This is a genomic window from Streptomyces johnsoniae, assembly GCF_031845565.1.
In the GTDB taxonomy this organism is placed as follows: domain Bacteria; phylum Actinomycetota; class Actinomycetes; order Streptomycetales; family Streptomycetaceae; genus Streptomyces; species Streptomyces johnsoniae.
The window spans coordinates 110,425-127,043 of sequence record NZ_JAVREV010000017.1; the positions used below are offsets into that span (position 1 = coordinate 110,425).

Genomic DNA, 16,619 nt, shown 5'->3' on the forward strand with positions numbered 1-16,619 from the left:
ACTGCTGGTCCCACCGCTGCTGCCACCTCTAGGTTCATCGCGCTGCTCCCCGAAGCGTTACGCAGCTTTCGCGTGTCCCGAGTCACACCGCACGCTCGACTGTAGCGGGCCCGAGCGGAAGCGTCGCCGGACCCCTGCCCGGATCGGGCCCGGCGACACCTCGCTGCGTGCCGATTCAGTACTCGCTTCAGTGTTCGCGCGGGGCGGGAACCACATGGTCGGCGCCTCCCGGAGCCGGAGCCGGAGCCGGAGCCGGAGCCGGAGTCGGTGCCGGTGCCGGTGCCGCGGCGGGGGCGGCGGCCTCCGGGGAGGCCATCAGCAACTGCCGCATCGCGGTCTCGGCGGCGGCGGGCTCGCCGGACGCGACCGCGTCCACGATGCGCTGGTGAACGGCGACCGACGCCTCGGTGGGCTGCTCGCAGCCCGAGGCGGCACCGCCGGAGACCTGGAGGGCCGCCGCCACGATCCCGGAAAGGTGCTCCAGCATGCGGTTGCCCGCGGCCTGGAGCAGGAGGCCGTGGAACTCGGCGTCCGCGCGGGAGAAGGTGAGGGCGTCGCCCTGGCCGAGGGCGTGGGTCATGATGTCGACCATGTCGCCTAGGCGCTGCCGGACCTCCTCGGAGACGTCCCCCGCGGCCAGCCGGGCGGCGAGCGGCTCGATGGTCAGCCGCAGCTCGCTCAGCTCGCGGCGCTGGTCCTCGCGCTGGGGGCCGAAGGCGCGCCATTCGATGATGTCGGGATCGAGCAGGTTCCAATCGCTGACGGGCCGGACGCGCGTGCCCACATTGGGCCGGGCGCTCACCAGGCCCTTGGCCTCCAGCACGCGCAGGGACTCGCGGACGACGGTCCGCGAGACCTCGAAGCGCTGGCCGATCTCCTCGGGAACGAGCGGGCGATCCGCGCCGAGGTCACCGGAGACGATCATCTGTCCGAGCTGCTGAACGAGTTGGCCGTGGAGCCCGCGCCCGCGGCTCCCGGCGGCGCGGCGGCCGACCCGGCCCATGTCCGGGTCGCCGCCGTCCCAGGCGGGTGCGTTGGTGGTGCGGGCGGCGCCGGTGGACTCCGCGTAGGAGTAGCGGTCGAGGTCGCCCGCGCCGGCGGGGCCGGAGTCGGCGGGGCGGGTGGGGGTCATCATGGAATGCGCAAGGGTAGTCACGCCTCCTTTGTCGGCGGGGTCCGTTGACACCTTGAGGTCTTTGGTGAAAAGCACACGAAAGGGTGATCGGCGCCCCCTGCATAATTGACGCCTAATCGGAAGGAAATGGACCCGGGCTGCCCAAGGCCGATACGCAGGCGGGTCGTTGAGGACCGAAGCGCGGTCCCGACGGTTGCCGCCGGGCCTGCCACGACGTCCTCAACGCAGGCCGCTGCGCAGGCTGACGAGGGCATATCCGCCGAGCAGCACCGGAAGTGAGAGGGCCAGCGCCCAGCCGATCGGCTGGGACGCGAGATGCGCGGTTGCGGACAGCCAGTGGTCGACTCCGGAAGGGAACGGAAGCGTGGTCAACGCATGCATGCGGCCCGGCAGTCCGTCGAGCGATTGACCAGCGGGACCGTCGAGTACGGTGCGCAGCACCGGTGTCAGCACGAGTGGCACGGCGGCCACGGCGGCGAACCCGACCAGCGTCGAACGGAAGATGCCGGCGGCGAGCAGACCGGCCCACGCACAGCCCACCGAGAGCGCCGCGGCGCCGATGAGCGCCACCTGCCAGGAGCCGTCGAAGGCCACGTCCTCACCGAACACCAGGGTGAACGACGTCGAGTTGATCGCGACGGTGGCGCAGGCGAGCAGCACGGCGAGGGCTCCGGACACCGCGAGCTTGCCCAGCAGCAGTGACAGCCGCCGCGGCACGGCGACGCGCGCGGGCGTCAGCGCCGGATACCGGAACTCGTGACCGAACGCCAGCGCCCCCAGCACCCCGGCGGCGATGGCGACGGGCGGGAGGGGCAACGGATCGGCCCAGCCGGTGAGTACACGCTCCGCGGAACGCGGGGCGCCGGACGACGCCAGGGCGAGCGCCGTCACCAGCCCGGCGAGCAGCACCAGCGCCTTCAGCCACCACGCGGTGGGGACCCCGGCCCAGCGCCGCAGTTCATAGCGCACGGGCCAGCTCGGCCCCGGTGGTGGCAGCGCGGGCAGCCGGGGCGGCAGGACGGTGGTGTCGCGGAGCCCGCCGACCGAACGCTGCGCGGGAGCGACGACCACGGCCTCCTCCGACCGCCTGCCGTCGGCCCGGTGCAGCGGCCCACTGGGCGACCGGTCCCCGAAAACCCCCACCTCGTCCGCGAGTTGGTGGACGAGAACCCGGTGCTGGTAGGCGACCTCACCAACAGCCGCGCAGGTGGTGCCGAAAACGGACAGCCGGCTGCCCGACTCCCGGACGATCTCCGGCAGACCCGCCGCCCCGCCCGTCTCCTCGGCGGTGCGGAAGCGCTCGGTGAGCGCCGCCGCGAGCCGGTCGGCGTGCGGAGTGCGCACGGCGACGCGGGGACGCAGCCGGGCGCGCGCGAAGTCAGCGACCGTCTGGTCCGCGACGAGCCGACCACCGTCCAGACTCACCACGCGGTCGGCGACCCGCGCGACGCCACCCGCGTCCTCACCGGTGACGAGCACGGCCCCGCCCTGCTCCGCGTAACCGCGCAGCAGCGTGTGCAGCCAGGCCGTCTCGCGAGGCGAGAGGCCGTCAGCAGGATCGTCGAGGACCAAGGTGTGCGGATCGCCGAGCAGCGCGGACGCCAGCCCGAGCCTGCGGTCCATCCCTCGCGAGAACAGCCCGAGCCGCTGGTCGGCCAGGCCGCTCAGCCCCACCACGTCGAGCACGTCCTCGGCCCGCCCGGCCGGCACCCCGGAGGCCGCGGCCAGCATCCGCAGGTGTCCGACGGCGCTGCGTCGCGGATGACCGGGCACGTCGCCGAGCAGGACGCCGATCTCCCGGGTAGCGTGCGGCACCCGGGACAGCGGCCGTCCGCGGAACAGCGCGACCCCGCGGCCGGGGGACAGCTGGAGCATCAACCGCAACGCGGTGGACTTGCCCGCCCCCGGCGGCCCCAGCAGCGCGGTGACGCTGCCCGCCCGTGCCTCGAAGGTGAGATCGTCAACGGCCGGCGGCTGACCGCGCCGCGGCGCACTGGTGAGTCCGATGGCCTGGATCATCGATTCTCCCGTTGAGCATGCACTCTGGCACGATAACGGGACATATCAGATTTTCCGGGAGACGCGCGGGCCCCGCGAAAGGCCCGTGCGCACCGGCTCAGACGTCAGGACGCAGCATCGGAGGATTGAGTGCGCTGGCGCCCCCCGCCCTGAACAGCTGGGCCGGGCGGCCCCCCTGACGGGTCGTCGTGCCTCCGACGGGAACGAGGAAGCCCGGGGTGCCCGTCACCTTCCGGTGGAAGTTGCGTGGATCGAGCGCCACCCCCCATACCGCCTCGTAGACCCTGCGGAGCTCGCCGACGGTGAACTCGGCCGGGCAGAAGGCCGCGGCCAGCGAGGAGTACTCGATCTTCGAGCGAGCCCGCTCGACTCCGTCGTCGAGGATGGTGGCGTGGTCGAAGGCCAGCCGCTCCGCCGGAGTCGCGTCCGTCGCGCCGAGCAGCCGACGGACCGGCATCCACTGCGCGCTGCCCGCGTCCCCGCCGGCCGTGGGAGCGGGCAGGTCGGGCGCGAGCACCAGGTGGGCAACGCTGACCACGCGCATCCTCGGGTCCCGCACCGGATCGCCGTAGGTGGCGAGCTGCTCAAGGTGGGCTCCGGCGTGACGGCTGTCGGAGTCCTGGGTCCGCAGTCCCGTCTCCTCCGCCAGCTCCCTGGCGGCGGCGGACGCCAAGTCCTCGTCCGCCCGCACGAAGCCGCCGGGGAGTGCCCACAGCCCTCGGTACGGCTCCTCGCCGCGCCGCACGGTGAGGGCGCACAGCGCATGCCGCCTGACGGTGAGCACGACCAGATCGACGGTGACGGCGAACGGCGGGAACTCCGACGGGTCGTAGGGCATGCCGTGATCATAGGGGTCCGCAACACGGTAATCAGCGCCTGCGGTCCGCCCGCTGCTCCCGCATGCAGCGGCGCAGTCCCTCCGGGTCCGCTCCCTCCCGGTACGCCTGGAACAGCAGCCTGGCGAACGTGTACTCCGGATCGGTCTCCAGCGCCCGGGCCAGCGCCGCCTGCGCTCCCGGCAGGTCACCCGTGGACCAGGCCACCCAGCCCGCCAGGGTGAGCGGCGGCGCGGCATGCTCCGCGAACTCCCCCACGCAGCGCCGCGCGAGGGCGCGCCACAGTCGCAGCGCGGCAGGCGCCTCCGCGCCCTCCATCCACTCCCCGGCGAAGTCCCGGGCGACGCGGTCCTGGAGGCCGAGGATCAGCCGGGCGGCCTCCTCCGAGGTGATCAGTGCGTCGTCCCTCGCGTCGGGCGAAACCTCGTCGATCGCGGCCGGCGCCCTGCGGAACCGGGCGATCACCCGCTCCGCCAGCTCCAGGGTCGCCGCCCGGACGGCGGCGACGTCCCCGGAGGCTCCGAGCATCGGACGGATCAGGGCGGCGGAAGCCGCGTCGAACGCACGGATCTGCCGGGCGGCCGCGTCGCCCGCCAGGGGCGCGAGCCGCTCCCGCTGGCGGTCCGGCGACGTGCGGACCTGGATGCCGGCATACGCCGCCGCGGCCGCCATCGGTGAACTGCCCGCCCTCGGCAGCTCGTTCCCCGCGGGCGGGCAGCAGTCGTCGGTGGCGCAGCAGTACGACCAGTACCTGCCCCCCGACAGGCAGAGCGCCTCGATGACCGGGACGTCCAGAGCGCCGCACGAGGTGCGCAGCAGCTGCGCCAGCGGGCGCAGCCGCTCCTTGACGTCGTGTCCGCGGCCGTCGGCGGCGGGGGCCTGGCACAGGCAGACGAGTGCCGCGTCCGGTGCCGCCCCGTTCCGCTTCGTGCTTTCCTCCACGAGGCAGGACGCCATCGCCTCGGCCGTCTCCCGCCAGCCGGCCGGCTGCGAAGGGATGCCCGAGTAGACCCTGCCGAGCAGCCGGCCGTGCGGCCGGTGCACGCCGATGATCACGACGGAGTTGTCCGGGTCGTGCCCCAGCAGGTACGGAAGCGCATCGGCCACGTCCCCCGCGCTGCGGAGCCTGACGAGCTTGAAGGGATCTGTGAGTGAACGAGCGGACTCGCTGAGTGATGTCATGTCGGGCAGGATGCACCATCCGGGCCTGTCCGTGTCGTCCGTTATCCACAGGAGCGCGCGTCAATACTAAGAATGACCGGGTTATCCACAGGTTGATTGGCGGGCACCACCGCCGATCCGCTTGCATGGGGGCATGCAACAGCCAACGGCGGGCACCGCCCCGCACTCCGTCCCGGAGCCATCGGACCTGCGCGTCTCGGCCGATGCCGTGCTGTCCCGTCTCGTCGGCGACGCCGACGGGACGACGCGGCTCCGCGAGGACCAGTGGCGCGCCATCGAGGCTCTGGTCGCACACCAGCGCCGCGCGCTCGTCGTCCAGCGCACCGGCTGGGGCAAGTCCGCGGTGTACTTCGTCGCCACCGCCCTCCTCCGGCAGCGGGGAAGCGGACCGACGGTGATCGTCTCCCCCCTGCTCGCACTCATGCGCAATCAGATCGAGGCCGCCGCCAGGGCGGGGGTCCGCGCGCGCTCGATCAACTCGGCCAACACCGAGGAGTGGGAGACCGTGCAGGCCGAGGTGGCCGCGGGCGAGGTCGACGTGCTGCTGGTCAGCCCCGAGCGGCTGAACAATCCGGATTTCCGCGACCAGGTGCTGCCCCGGCTCGCGGCGACCACCGGCCTCCTGGTGGTGGACGAGGCGCACTGCATCTCCGACTGGGGCCACGACTTCCGGCCCGACTACCGCCGGCTTCGCACGCTGCTCGCGGAGCTGCCCTCCGGCGTGCCGGTGCTCGCCACGACGGCCACGGCGAACGCACGGGTGACGGCCGATGTCGCCGAGCAGTTGGGCACCGGCGAAGACGCGGCAGAGGCACTGGTACTGCGCGGTTCGCTGGACCGCGCAAGCCTGCGCCTTTCTGTGCTGCGGCTGCCCGATGCCGCCCACCGGCTGGCCTGGCTCGACGGGCACCTGGCCCAGCTGCCCGGCTCCGGCATCATCTACACACTCACCGTCGCGGCGGCCGAGGAGGTGTCGGCCTACCTCACGGCGCGCGGCCACCGGGTCATCGCCTACACCGGCCGCATGGAGAACGCGGACCGGCAGGCCGCGGAGGAGGACCTCCTGGCGAACAAGGTGAAGGCCCTGGTCGCGACCTCCGCACTCGGCATGGGCTTCGACAAGCCGGACCTGGGCTTCGTCGTCCACGTCGGCTCGCCCTCCTCCCCCATCTCCTACTACCAGCAGGTGGGTCGCGCCGGGCGCGGGGTCGACCATGCCGAGGTGCTGCTGCTGCCCGGCCCGGAGGACGAGGCGATCTGGCGGTACTTCGCCTCCCTCGCGTTCCCTCCCGAGGAGCAGGTGCGCCGCACCCTGGACGTGCTCGCGGCAGCGGACCGGCCGCTGTCCCTGCCCGCCCTCGAGCCCCAGGTCGAACTGCGGCGTTCGCGGCTGGAGATGATGCTGAAGGTGCTGGACGTGGACGGCGCCGTCCGCCGGGAGCGCGGTGGCTGGACGGCGACCGGCGCCCGGTGGGAGTACGACGCGGAGCGCTACGCCAAGGTGGCCCACCAGCGTGAGGCCGAGCAGCAGTCCATGCGCGCGTACGCCGCGGGCAGCGGCTGCCGTATGGAGTTCCTGCGCCGCCAGCTCGACGACGAGGGGGCCGCCCCCTGTGGCCGTTGCGACAATTGCACGGGGGACTTCTACACGCCGGACGTCGCATCGGCGGCGCTTGACTCCGCCCGGGGGGAGCTGGCCAGGCCGGGAGTCCAGGTCGAGCCCCGCCGCATGTGGCCGACCGGCCTGCCCGGCATCGGCGTCGAGCTGAAGGGCCGTATCCCCACCGGGGAACAGGCGGCACCCGGGCGGGCGCTCGGCCGGCTGTCGGACATCGGCTGGGGCAATCGGCTGCGGCCCCTGCTCTCCCCAGGCTCCGGCGACGGTGCCGTCCCCGACGACGTGCTGAATGCCGTGGTCACCGTCCTCGCCGACTGGGCGAAGAGCCCAGAGGGCTGGGCGTCGGGGGCACCCGACGCCCGGGCGCGACCCGTCGGGGTCGTCGCCATCGGCTCGCACACCCGGCCACGCCTGATCGGCTCCCTCGCCGAAGGCATCGCCGGTGTCGGCCGCATGCCGCTGCTCGGCACGGTCGAGACCGGTGCGGGCCCGCCCGGCCGCAGCAACAGCGCGCGACGCGTCCAATCCCTGACCGGTGCCCTCGGGCTGACGCCCGAGCTGGCCGACGCCGTGCGGGCCGCCTCCGGGCCCCTGCTTCTGGTGGACGACTACACCGACTCAGGCTGGACGCTGGCTCTCGCGGCGCGGCTGCTCCGCACGGCAGGAGCCACCGCGGTGCTGCCGCTGGTGCTGGCCCTACAGGGATGAGCGGCCGCGCCGCTGCCGGACGCGGGTCAGAACATGCCGAGTTGGCCCGCGTCCTCAAGGGATTCAGCCGCCAGGGCATCACGATGGGAGGGGAGCTTGAGATGGCGCCAGCGCGGCAGCGCGTCCAAGTAGGCCCACGACCGGCGGTGGTGGCGCGTCGGGCCGTGTTCCGCCAGCGCCGACTTGTGGATCGGCGAGGGGTAGCCCGCATTGCTGTCGAACGCGTACTGCGGGCACTCCGGGGCCAGTTCCGCAAGCATCGCGTCACGTCGCACCTTCGCGATGACGGAAGCGGCCGCCACCGCCACGCACGACTGGTCACCCTTGATAACCGTCCGCACGTTCCACGGCTTGCCGAGGTAGTCGTGCTTGCCGTCCAGAATCACGGCGTCCGGCCGCTCCGGAAGAGCTTCCAGGGCCCGGCAGGCCGCGAGGCGCAGCGCCGCCGTCATCCCCAAGGCGTCGATCTCCTCGGGAGAGGCATGCCCGAGCGCATGGGAGGTCACCCAGCCGGTCAGCACCTCGGCCAGCGCCGTTCTGCGCAAAGGAGTCAGCAGCTTCGAATCCGTGAGGCCCTCGGGCGGTCGGCGCAGTCCGGTGACGGCGGCGCACACGGTGACCGGCCCGGCCCACGCACCGCGTCCGACTTCGTCGACCCCGGCGACCAGACGCGCACCCGTCGTGGCCCGAACGGACCGCTCGACGCGATGAGTAGGAGACTCGTACGGCATGACCTGATCCACCCTACGCGCACCATCCTTCGAAGGGCCGCTCGGGCGTGTGCCAGCGCTCGAAGGGCCGGTCCAGGTGATAGCGCCGGTCGGGGCCGAGCAGCAGCTCGCGCGTTTCGCCGTTGCCCGGATTGGACAGCGACTCGAATTCCGCGACGGTCCAGTGCAGCCATCGCATGCAGAACAGCCGCATGGTCAGTCCGTGCGTCACCAGCAGCACGTTCGGCGGATGGTCCGCCTTTTCGAAGCTGCGCCACAGACTCTCCAGGAAGGCGCCCACCCGGTCGTACACGTCCGCGCCCGACTCCCCCTGCGCGAAGCGGTAGAAGAAGTGCCCATAGGTATCGCGGGAGCGCTTCTGGCGCAGTACGTCCGCCTTGTCCTGCCAGTTGCCCCAGTCCTGCTCGCGTAGCCGCGGCTCCTCTCGGACCCGGACGCGGGAGGGGTCGAGGGCGAGTGCCCGGAACGTCTGGTGGGTGCGCCGGTAAGGCGACACGTACGCGGAGACCCGCTCCGTGCCGAACACCTGCCGGAGGTGCTCCCCCGCCACCTCCGCCTGGCGTTTGCCCTTGTCGGTCAGCTCCAAGGCGTGGTCCGGGACACGTTCGTAGACCGAGTCGTCCCAGTTCCCCTGTGACTCTCCGTGCCGAAGGAGAACGATACGCCGAGGTTGTGCCATGTCCTCAGAGTAGTTCGACGGCGGGGCCGCCGCCGCACCCCCCGTCGCCCGGGTCAGACCGTCCAGCCCGGCTCCATGTCGATAACGTCACCCGCGATGGCCGCCACGTCCGCGCCGGTCTGGGCCCGCAGCGCCAGCCTCTCCACCCGCTCCGTACGGTACTTGGCCCGCTCGGCGGCGGCGTCCCACATGGACAGCACGAGGAATTCGCTCTCCGGCTCCGCCTCGGCGAACACGCCGCGGAGCATGCCCGGCGATCCGGCCATCGCCGGATTCCAGACCTTCTCCTGCATCAGCGCGAAGTGCTCGGCACGGTCGTCGTGGACCGTGCAGTGCGCGACCCGCAGCAGGTTCGCGTCCGTGAACCGCGGCTCGAAGCCCATCTTCACGTCGAACCGGTACTGGAAGAGGCGGACCTGCATGTCCTGGTACGTGCCGCTCTGGGCCGCGGCCAGCCGGTCGTGGGAGCGCGCCATGAAGGAGTCGTAGAACGCGCGGCTCTCCCAGAAGCCGAAGAGGTGCACCACGCCCGGCTGCTTCCGGCTCCACCCGCCGCCCTGAGCCCGGAATCCGGGCTCGCCCAGCAGCCCCGCCCACTTCCGCTGCCCGCGCTCGAAGCCGACTCGGTCGACCACCGTGCACCGCATCCACTTGACCAGCACCGCGCCATCGTACGGCCATCTCCCCCGCGGGACGTACGAGATCCTCGATCACACGCACGGCCTCCCCGCCCGTGTGCAACCGGGATGCGCGCGGGCACCGTTCCCCACGGGTCGCCCACCACGACGCCGCCGGGCGGTCACGCCGCCATGTACTCCTCGAAGCCGACCAGGCCCACCGCCCGGCCCGGTGCCAGCAGCGCGCCGTCGCGCACCTCTCGGAAGCCCTTGCCCGGGAGCCGCACCGCCACGACCGGCCGGTGCAGACCTTGGGCCCTGGCCGCCGTCCTGGCCAGGTCCCTGGCCGTGCGGATCTCCGGCCCCGCCACGTCCGGCACCCGCCCCTGCGGCCGGCCGACCGCCAGGCCGGCCAGCCGGCTCGCGGCCTCCTGCTCGGCCATCGGCTGCAGGCGCACACCGCCGCCCAGCGTGAGCACCACCGGCAGCCACCGCTGTGCTCGCACCGCGCGCGTGATCAGACTGTGGAACTGTGTGGCGCGCAGCACGGTCCACGGCAGACCGCATTCCTCGACGATCCGCTCGCACTCGGCCTTGGCACGGCAGAAAGAGACGGATCTCGCCCGGTCGACGCCGACGACCGACACGTACACCACATGCGGCCGTCCGATGCGCAGCGCCGCCCGGGTCAGCCGCCGCGTCATGGCCACGTCCCCGCGCCCGCCCACGGTGGCACAGTGCACCACGGCATCCACCCCGGTCAGGGCCGCGTCAAGCCCCGCCCCGGTTTTGAGGTCGCCTTCGCTCCACTCGACCGGGAGACGGTCGCCCTCCGGCCGCCCGTGCCGGCTGAGCACCCGTACCTCGTGCTCGTCCTCAAGCAGGCGGCGCACGACTTCGCGCCCCAGGGTGCCCGTACCGCCGGTCACCAGAATCACGCTCTGCATGTCTCTCACCTCCGGCTCCCTCCATCGTGACAAGAGCGGCAGGAGCCCGCAGGCCGGAGTGGCGCCGGATCGTTACAACCGCCAGGCCCCGGCGCGGGTCTTCTGTGTGCGGAGGCGCCGGGCCCACAGGTGGTGCCGATCCCCGCCCGATGCCGTGCAGGGAAGGACAGACATGAGGACAGGCCCGCTCATCAGACTCGCCGTGATCAGCGTCGTCACGGCCATGACCGCATTACTCGTGCCGGCCGCCGTCGCGGCGCCGGCCCCTCGGGAGACCGGAAGGACACCGGAGTGGGAGGTGTCCTCCGCGGGCCGGCTGACGTGGGGTTCCCACCTCAGGTCCGTCACCGCGGCCGGGCGGAACGCGGCCTGGGCCGTGGGTAGCCAGAGCGCCGCGGACAGCGGCCAGGAGGGCGTCCTGCTCCGCTGGGACGGGCGGGGATGGGATGAGGACCGCGCCCCCGGCCTGCCGGAAGCCGATCACTGGATATCGGTCAGCGCTGCCGCGCCCGACGACGTCTGGGCCTATGGCTGGAAGGGTCAGGAGGACCTCACGGCCCACTTCGACGGACACCGGTGGCAGCGGATGCCGCTGCCCGAGGTGCCGGAAGGGGCGAGCCACGGCAGCCTCGCCGAGCTGGCCACCGTTCCCGGGGGCGCCTGGCTCGCCGGGGACCGCTACATCAGCGTTCACGTCGGCGGAGCCTGGCACACGACCGACCTGGGGCCCGGCCACAGCATCCGGGACATACAGGCGGTGTCCACGCGGAACGTCTGGGTTGTGGGAGCGTCCTGGGCCCCTGGGGAGGACGTCCAGCCGGTGGCCAAACGCTGGAACGGGTTCAGCTGGGAGGACGAGCCGCCGTCCGAGGCACGACTGCGCCTCGTCCACCTCTACGCGGAGTCGCGGAACAGCCTGTGGGCCATCGGGGACGTGGTGCCCGCCGGCGAGAACGGCTCGGAGTACCGGCTGCTGCACTGGGACGGACAGCGCTGGCAGGAGGTGCCGGCGCCGCTGGAAGGGCTGCTCCCGCAGGCCATCAACGGGGACGGGCGCGGCGGGCTGTGGATCACCGGAGACCCGGAAGGCTGGGAAGGCCCGCCGGTCTACTGGCACCACGACGGCCGCAGGTGGACGGAGGTCCGAGGCGACATGGTGACCGGGGGAGCCACCCAGGCGTACAGCATCGCCGACCTCGCGCCCATCGGCCGCACCGGGCGGCTGTGGGCCGTCGGCTCCTACTCGCTGCTCGACGGCCAGGGCGGCGCCAACAGCTACGAGCTGATCCAGCGCTCCACCCGCCGCTGAGGCACGCCCGTGCACGCCGGAGGGGGGAGCCGGCAGGCTCCCCCCTCCTGACCCGCGGCTTCGGGCCCGGGGTCAGCTGCAACCGCTGGTGGAGCCGCAGCCCTCGCAGAGATAGCAGCTCCCCGCCCGGCGCATCTTCGTGCCGCAGGACAGACACAGCGGCGCGTCAGCGTTCAGACCGAGCTGCATCTCCAGCAGCTCCGTCGAGCTGTGCGCCTCCCGCGGGGCAGGCCGCTCGTCGGCCGCCGCCGCAGCCTGCGGCTCCGTGCCGCCGGCCTGCTCACGCCGGGGCTCCGCGGTCGGGACCGGGGCCGACTGCGACAGGCCCTCCACATCCAGCTCATCGTCCGTCGGCTCGTAGGAGCCGGTCTCCAGGTGCCGCTTGCGCTCGGCGGCCGTGTGGATGCCCAGCGCGGACCGGGTTTCGAACGGCAGGAAGTCCAGCGCGAGACGGCGGAAGATGTAGTCCACGATGGACTGCGCCATCCGGACGTCCTGGTCGTCCGTCATCCCGGCCGGCTCGAAGCGCATATTGGTGAACTTCGAGACGTAGGTCTCCAGCGGCACCCCGTACTGGAGGCCGACCGACACCGCGATGGAGAAGGCGTCCATCATGCCCGCCAGGGTGGACCCCTGCTTGGACATCTTGAGGAAGACCTCGCCGAGACCGTCGTCCGGGTAGGAGTTGGCCGTCATGTAGCCTTCCGCGCCGCCCACCGTGAACGACGTGGTGATCCCCGGGCGCCCCTTCGGCAGCCGCTTGCGGACCGGCCGGTACTCGACGATCTTCTCCGGCTCCGGGGTCTCCTCGGACCGCTGCGCCTCTTCCTTCTTCTTGGCGGAAAGCGGCTGACCGACCTTGCTGTTCTCGACGTAGACGGCGAGCGCCTTGGTCCCGAGCTTCCAGCCCTGGAGGTAGATCTCCGCGACATCGTCGACGGTGCTGGTGCTCGGCATGTTGACCGTCTTGGAGATCGCCCCGCTGATGAACGGCTGCGCCGCGGCCATCATCCGCACGTGGCCCATCGGCGCGATCGACCGCTCGCCCATGGCGCAGTCGAAGACGTCGTAGTGCTCGTGCCTGAGCCCTGGAGCATCGATGACATTGCCGTGTTCCGCGATGTGGGCGACGATCGCCTCGACCTGCTCCGGCTGGTAGCCGAGCCGCTTGAGGGCCTTGGGCACCGTGTTGTTCACGATCTGCATGGAGCCGCCGCCGACCAGCTTCTTGAACTTCACCAGCGCCAGGTCCGGCTCCACACCGGTCGTGTCGCAGTCCATCATCAGGCCGATGGTCCCGGTGGGCGCGAGGACGGACGCCTGCGCGTTACGGAAACCGTTCTTCTTGCCGAGGCGCAGGACGTCCTGCCAGGCCTCCGTGGCCGCCGCCCACACCGGCGTGTCCAGATCGTCCATGCGCTTGGCCGCGGCGTTGGCGTCCGAGTGCTGCCGCATCACCCGGTTGTGCGCGTCCGAGTTGCGTGCGTAGCCCTCGTAGGGACCGACCACCGCGGCCAGCTCCGCGGAACGCCGGTACGAGGTGCCCGTCATCAGCGACGTGATCGCCCCGGCCAGGGCCCGGCCGCCGTCCGAGTCGTACGCGTGGCCGGTCGCCATCAGCAGGGCGCCCAGGTTGGCATAGCCGATGCCCAGCTGCCGGAAGGCCCGCGTGGTCTCGCCGATCTTCCGGGTCGGGAAATCGGCGAAGCAGATGGAGATGTCCATCGCCGTGATGATCAGCTCGACGACCTTGGCGAAGCGCACGGCGTCGAACGACTGGTTCCCCTCGTCGTCGTCGCTGAGGAACTTCATCAGGTTCAGCGAGGCGAGGTTGCACGAGGAGTTGTCCAGGTGCATGTACTCGCTGCACGGGTTGGACGCCGAAATACGGCCCGACTCGGGCGAGGTGTGCCAGTGGTTGATGACGTCGTCGTACTGAATGCCCGGGTCGGCACAGGCGTGCGCGGCCTCGGCCATCTTCCGGAACAGGTCGGCGGCGTCGACCTCTTCGATGATCTCGCCGCTGATCCGCCCGCGCAGGCCGAACTTCGAGCCGGACTCGACGGCCCGCATGAACTCGTCCGTCACCCGCACCGAGTTGTTGGCGTTCTGGTACTGCACCGACGTGATGTCGTCGCCGCCCAGGTCCATGTCGAAGCCCGCGTCCCGCAGCGCGCGGATCTTCTCCTCCTCCTTCACCTTGGTCTCGATGAAGGCCTCGATGTCCGGGTGGTCCACGTCGAGCACGACCATCTTGGCCGCGCGGCGCGTGGCACCGCCCGACTTGATGGTGCCGGCCGAGGCATCGGCTCCGCGCATGAACGAGACCGGCCCCGAGGCGTTGCCACCCGAGGACAGCAGCTCCTTGGAGGAACGGATACGGGACAGATTCAGCCCGGCGCCGGAACCTCCCTTGAAGATCATCCCCTCTTCCTTGTACCAGTCGAGAATCGACTCCATCGAGTCGTCGACGGACAGGATGAAACAGGCGCTGACCTGCTGGGGCTGGTTGGTGCCCACGTTGAACCAGACCGGCGAGTTGAAGCTGAAGATCTGGTGGAGCAGCGCGTACGCCAGTTCGTGCTCGAAGATGTCGGCGTCCGCGGGAGACGCGAAGTACCCGAACTCCTCACCCGCGGCGCGGTACGTCTTCACCACGCGGTCGATCAGCTGCTTCAGCCCCGTCTCCCGCTGCGGCGTGCCCACGGCGCCGCGGAAGTACTTGCTCGTGACGATATTGACCGCATTCACCGACCAGAAGGCAGGGAACTCAACGCCTCGCTGCTCGAAGTTGACCGAGCCGTCGCGCCAGTTGGTCATGACGACGTCACGGCGCTCCCAGACCACCTCGTCGTAGGGGTGCACGCCGGGGGTGGTGTGGATGCGCTCGATCCGCAGGCCCTTGCCACCCTTGCCGCCCTTGGCTCGGGAGCCTCGTGCCGGGCCGCTCGCCGTCTCAGTCATTCCGCCTCCCTGTACGGGCATAACGCCCTGATGCAACCCGGTTCATCCCGGATCACGGATTTTGTTCTGATGGCCGGAACGCGCCGATGCGCCCGGTCAGCTCTTGTGGATTCCGGCCGCGGCTCAGCCTGCGGCGGGGGCGGACCTGCCCTCGGCCCCGGAGGCCGCGGCCGCCGGTCCGGCGGGTGGTCGCGCCTGCCCGGGCGCGTCGGGAGGTCCCTCGCGCAACTCGGCGACGGCGGCCTCGAAGTCTTCCAGAGTGTCGAAGGCCCGGTAGACGGACGCGAACCGCAGATAGGCCACCAGGTCGAGCTCGCGGAGCGGCCCGAGTATCGCCAGCCCCACGTCGTGCGTGGACAGCTCGGCGCTGCCGGTGGCGCGGACGGCCTCCTCGACCCGCTGTCCGAGCTGGGCGAGGGCGTCCTCCGTCACCGGGCGGCCCTGGCACGCCTTGCGGACACCGGCGATCACCTTGTCCCGGCTGAACGGCTCGGTCACGCCACTGCGCTTGATGACCATGAGCGACGCGGTCTCGACGGTGGTGAACCGGCGGGAACAGCTCGGGCACTGGCGGCGGCGGCGGATCATCGTGCCGTCGTCCGCGGTGCGGCTGTCGACGACACGGCTGTCGGAGTGGCGGCAGAAGGGGCAGTGCAACGCTTCTCTCCCTTCCGGCCTTGATGACACAACGTGACGGCACCCTGCGCGAAGGCAGGCCACCCAGGCCCCTGCGCGCCGCTCGTGCGGCCCGTCGGGACGCTGTCCAGCATAAGCGATGTCACCCGCCGATGCGGACCGGCAACCACAATTTGTGGTGAGCCACCAGAGATCAGACCACTAGATCTAGGGTTTGGCTGTCAACATCATCGCCCCGCGTGTCGCGGGGCGACAAGAGGGGGCGAGGGAGAGCCGCCGCGGGCCGCATGGGAGGCTATCGCACGGGCGGTTACCGTTCGCGGCCGACTTCCCCGCGGAGCCACGCCGTCATACACCCGAGAACGTGATCAAGTCAGCTCATCTGCGAAATTTCACTCGAACGTGTGTTTGGCGCAACCTTTCGATAGCAACTACCGTTGTCTGACTAGGGAGTACCACCTGAGAAGGGGCCGACATGACCACCGCAGCAGACGACGCCATCACCGCCGCTGAGCGCCGCCAGGATCGGCTCGGGGCCCCGGGAACGCCACCGAGCCGCTCGCTGCCCGGGCGACCTCCCGGCATCCGGGCGGACAGCTCCGGCCTCACCGACCGCCAGCGCCGTGTCATCGAGGTCATCAGGGACTCGGTGCAGCGCCGCGGCTACCCCCCGTCGATGCGCGAGATCGGCCAGGCCGTCGGCCTCTCCAGCACCTCCTCGGTGGCCCACCAGCTGATGGCCCTGGAGCGCAAGGGCTTCCTGCGCCGCGACCCGCACCGCCCCCGCGCGTACGAGGTCCGCGGCGCCGAGACGCCCGCGCCCCAGGCCACGGACACGGCGGGCAAGCCGGCCGCGTCCTATGTCCCGCTGGTGGGGCGCATCGCCGCCGGCGGTCCGATCCTGGCCGAGGAGTCGGTCGAGGACGTCTTCCCCCTCCCCCGGCAGCTCGTCGGCGACGGTGAGCTCTTCGTGCTCAAGGTCGTGGGCGACTCGATGATCGAGGCGGCCATCTGCGATGGGGACTGGGTCACCGTCCGCCGCCAGCCCGTCGCGGAGAATGGAGACATCGTCGCCGCCATGCTGGACGGCGAGGCCACGGTGAAGCGTTTCAAGCGCGAGGAGGGCCAGATCTGGCTGGTCCCGCACAATGTGGCCTACCAGCCCATCCCGGGCGACGAGGCCACCATCCTGGGCAAGGTCGTTGCCGTCATGCGGCGCATCTGAGACCGATCCGCCG

At 71.5% G+C, this 16,619-nt stretch carries 13 protein-coding genes; 3 read left to right on the top strand and 10 right to left on the bottom strand.

All coding sequences use genetic code 11. From position 1 onward, the window contains the following. Positions 1-187: 187 nt before the first annotated feature. The 4 genes from RM779_RS26700 to RM779_RS26715 all read right to left on the bottom strand — a co-directional run bounded on the left by RM779_RS26700 (position 188) and on the right by RM779_RS26715 (position 5,172). Positions 188-1,210 (bottom strand): FadR/GntR family transcriptional regulator, encoded by a 1,023-nt coding sequence (locus tag RM779_RS26700; protein ID WP_311620316.1) that lies wholly within the window; start codon positions 1,208-1,210, stop codon positions 188-190. Positions 1,211-1,354: 144 nt separating this feature from the next. Next, complete coding sequence (locus tag RM779_RS26705) at positions 1,355-3,154, bottom strand: ATP-binding cassette domain-containing protein (RefSeq protein ID WP_311620317.1); 1,800 nt, start codon at positions 3,152-3,154, stop codon at positions 1,355-1,357. A gap of 97 nt (positions 3,155-3,251) precedes the next feature. After that, positions 3,252-3,992, bottom strand: a complete 741-nt coding sequence (locus RM779_RS26710; RefSeq protein ID WP_311620318.1) for an NUDIX hydrolase — start codon at positions 3,990-3,992, stop codon at positions 3,252-3,254. Positions 3,993-4,023: 31 nt separating this feature from the next. Then, positions 4,024-5,172, bottom strand: a complete 1,149-nt coding sequence (locus RM779_RS26715; RefSeq protein ID WP_311620319.1) for a DUF4192 domain-containing protein — start codon at positions 5,170-5,172, stop codon at positions 4,024-4,026. A gap of 133 nt (positions 5,173-5,305) precedes the next feature. Between RM779_RS26715 and RM779_RS26720 the strand changes: the two genes are divergently transcribed. Then, positions 5,306-7,498, top strand: a complete 2,193-nt coding sequence (locus RM779_RS26720) for a RecQ family ATP-dependent DNA helicase (RefSeq protein ID WP_311620320.1) — start codon at positions 5,306-5,308, stop codon at positions 7,496-7,498. A 26-nt stretch (positions 7,499-7,524) separates the two neighbouring features. Here RM779_RS26720 and RM779_RS26725 read toward each other — a convergent pair whose 3' ends face one another. The 4 genes from RM779_RS26725 to RM779_RS26740 form a co-directional block, all read right to left on the bottom strand. Next, positions 7,525-8,229, bottom strand: coding sequence for a ribonuclease HII (locus RM779_RS26725; protein WP_311620321.1), 705 nt, complete (start codon positions 8,227-8,229; stop codon positions 7,525-7,527). A gap of 13 nt (positions 8,230-8,242) precedes the next feature. Continuing rightward, positions 8,243-8,908: a histidine phosphatase family protein gene (locus RM779_RS26730; protein WP_077058460.1), complete on the bottom strand. Its 666-nt coding sequence runs from the start codon at positions 8,906-8,908 to the stop codon at positions 8,243-8,245. 53 nt (positions 8,909-8,961) lie between these two features. After that, positions 8,962-9,570 (bottom strand): YdbC family protein, encoded by a 609-nt coding sequence (locus tag RM779_RS26735; RefSeq protein WP_077058461.1) that lies wholly within the window; start codon positions 9,568-9,570, stop codon positions 8,962-8,964. Between the two features lie 137 nt (positions 9,571-9,707). Then, entirely contained in the window at positions 9,708-10,472 is a 765-nt protein-coding gene (locus RM779_RS26740; RefSeq protein WP_311620322.1) for an SDR family oxidoreductase, read from the bottom strand. Between the two features lie 172 nt (positions 10,473-10,644). Between RM779_RS26740 and RM779_RS26745 the strand changes: the two genes are divergently transcribed. Further along, a complete protein-coding gene (locus RM779_RS26745) occupies positions 10,645-11,781 on the top strand; it encodes a hypothetical protein (RefSeq protein WP_311620323.1) in 1,137 nt (378 codons plus the stop codon). A gap of 72 nt (positions 11,782-11,853) precedes the next feature. Here the strand turns inward: RM779_RS26745 and RM779_RS26750 are convergent, their stop codons facing one another. Together RM779_RS26750 and nrdR are read right to left on the bottom strand one after the other, a co-directional pair. Further along, the gene (locus tag RM779_RS26750; protein ID WP_311620324.1) at positions 11,854-14,745 is read right to left on the bottom strand and encodes a vitamin B12-dependent ribonucleotide reductase; all 2,892 of its coding nucleotides are present in this window, start codon (positions 14,743-14,745) and stop codon (positions 11,854-11,856) included. 123 nt (positions 14,746-14,868) lie between these two features. Then, positions 14,869-15,402, bottom strand: coding sequence for a transcriptional regulator NrdR (gene nrdR, locus RM779_RS26755; protein ID WP_311620325.1), 534 nt, complete (start codon positions 15,400-15,402; stop codon positions 14,869-14,871). Between the two features lie 454 nt (positions 15,403-15,856). On the opposite strand from nrdR, the gene lexA reads away from it, so the two are divergent. Next, complete coding sequence (lexA, locus tag RM779_RS26760) at positions 15,857-16,606, top strand: transcriptional repressor LexA (RefSeq protein ID WP_311620326.1); 750 nt, start codon at positions 15,857-15,859, stop codon at positions 16,604-16,606. The last annotated feature ends 13 nt before the right edge of the window (positions 16,607-16,619 follow it).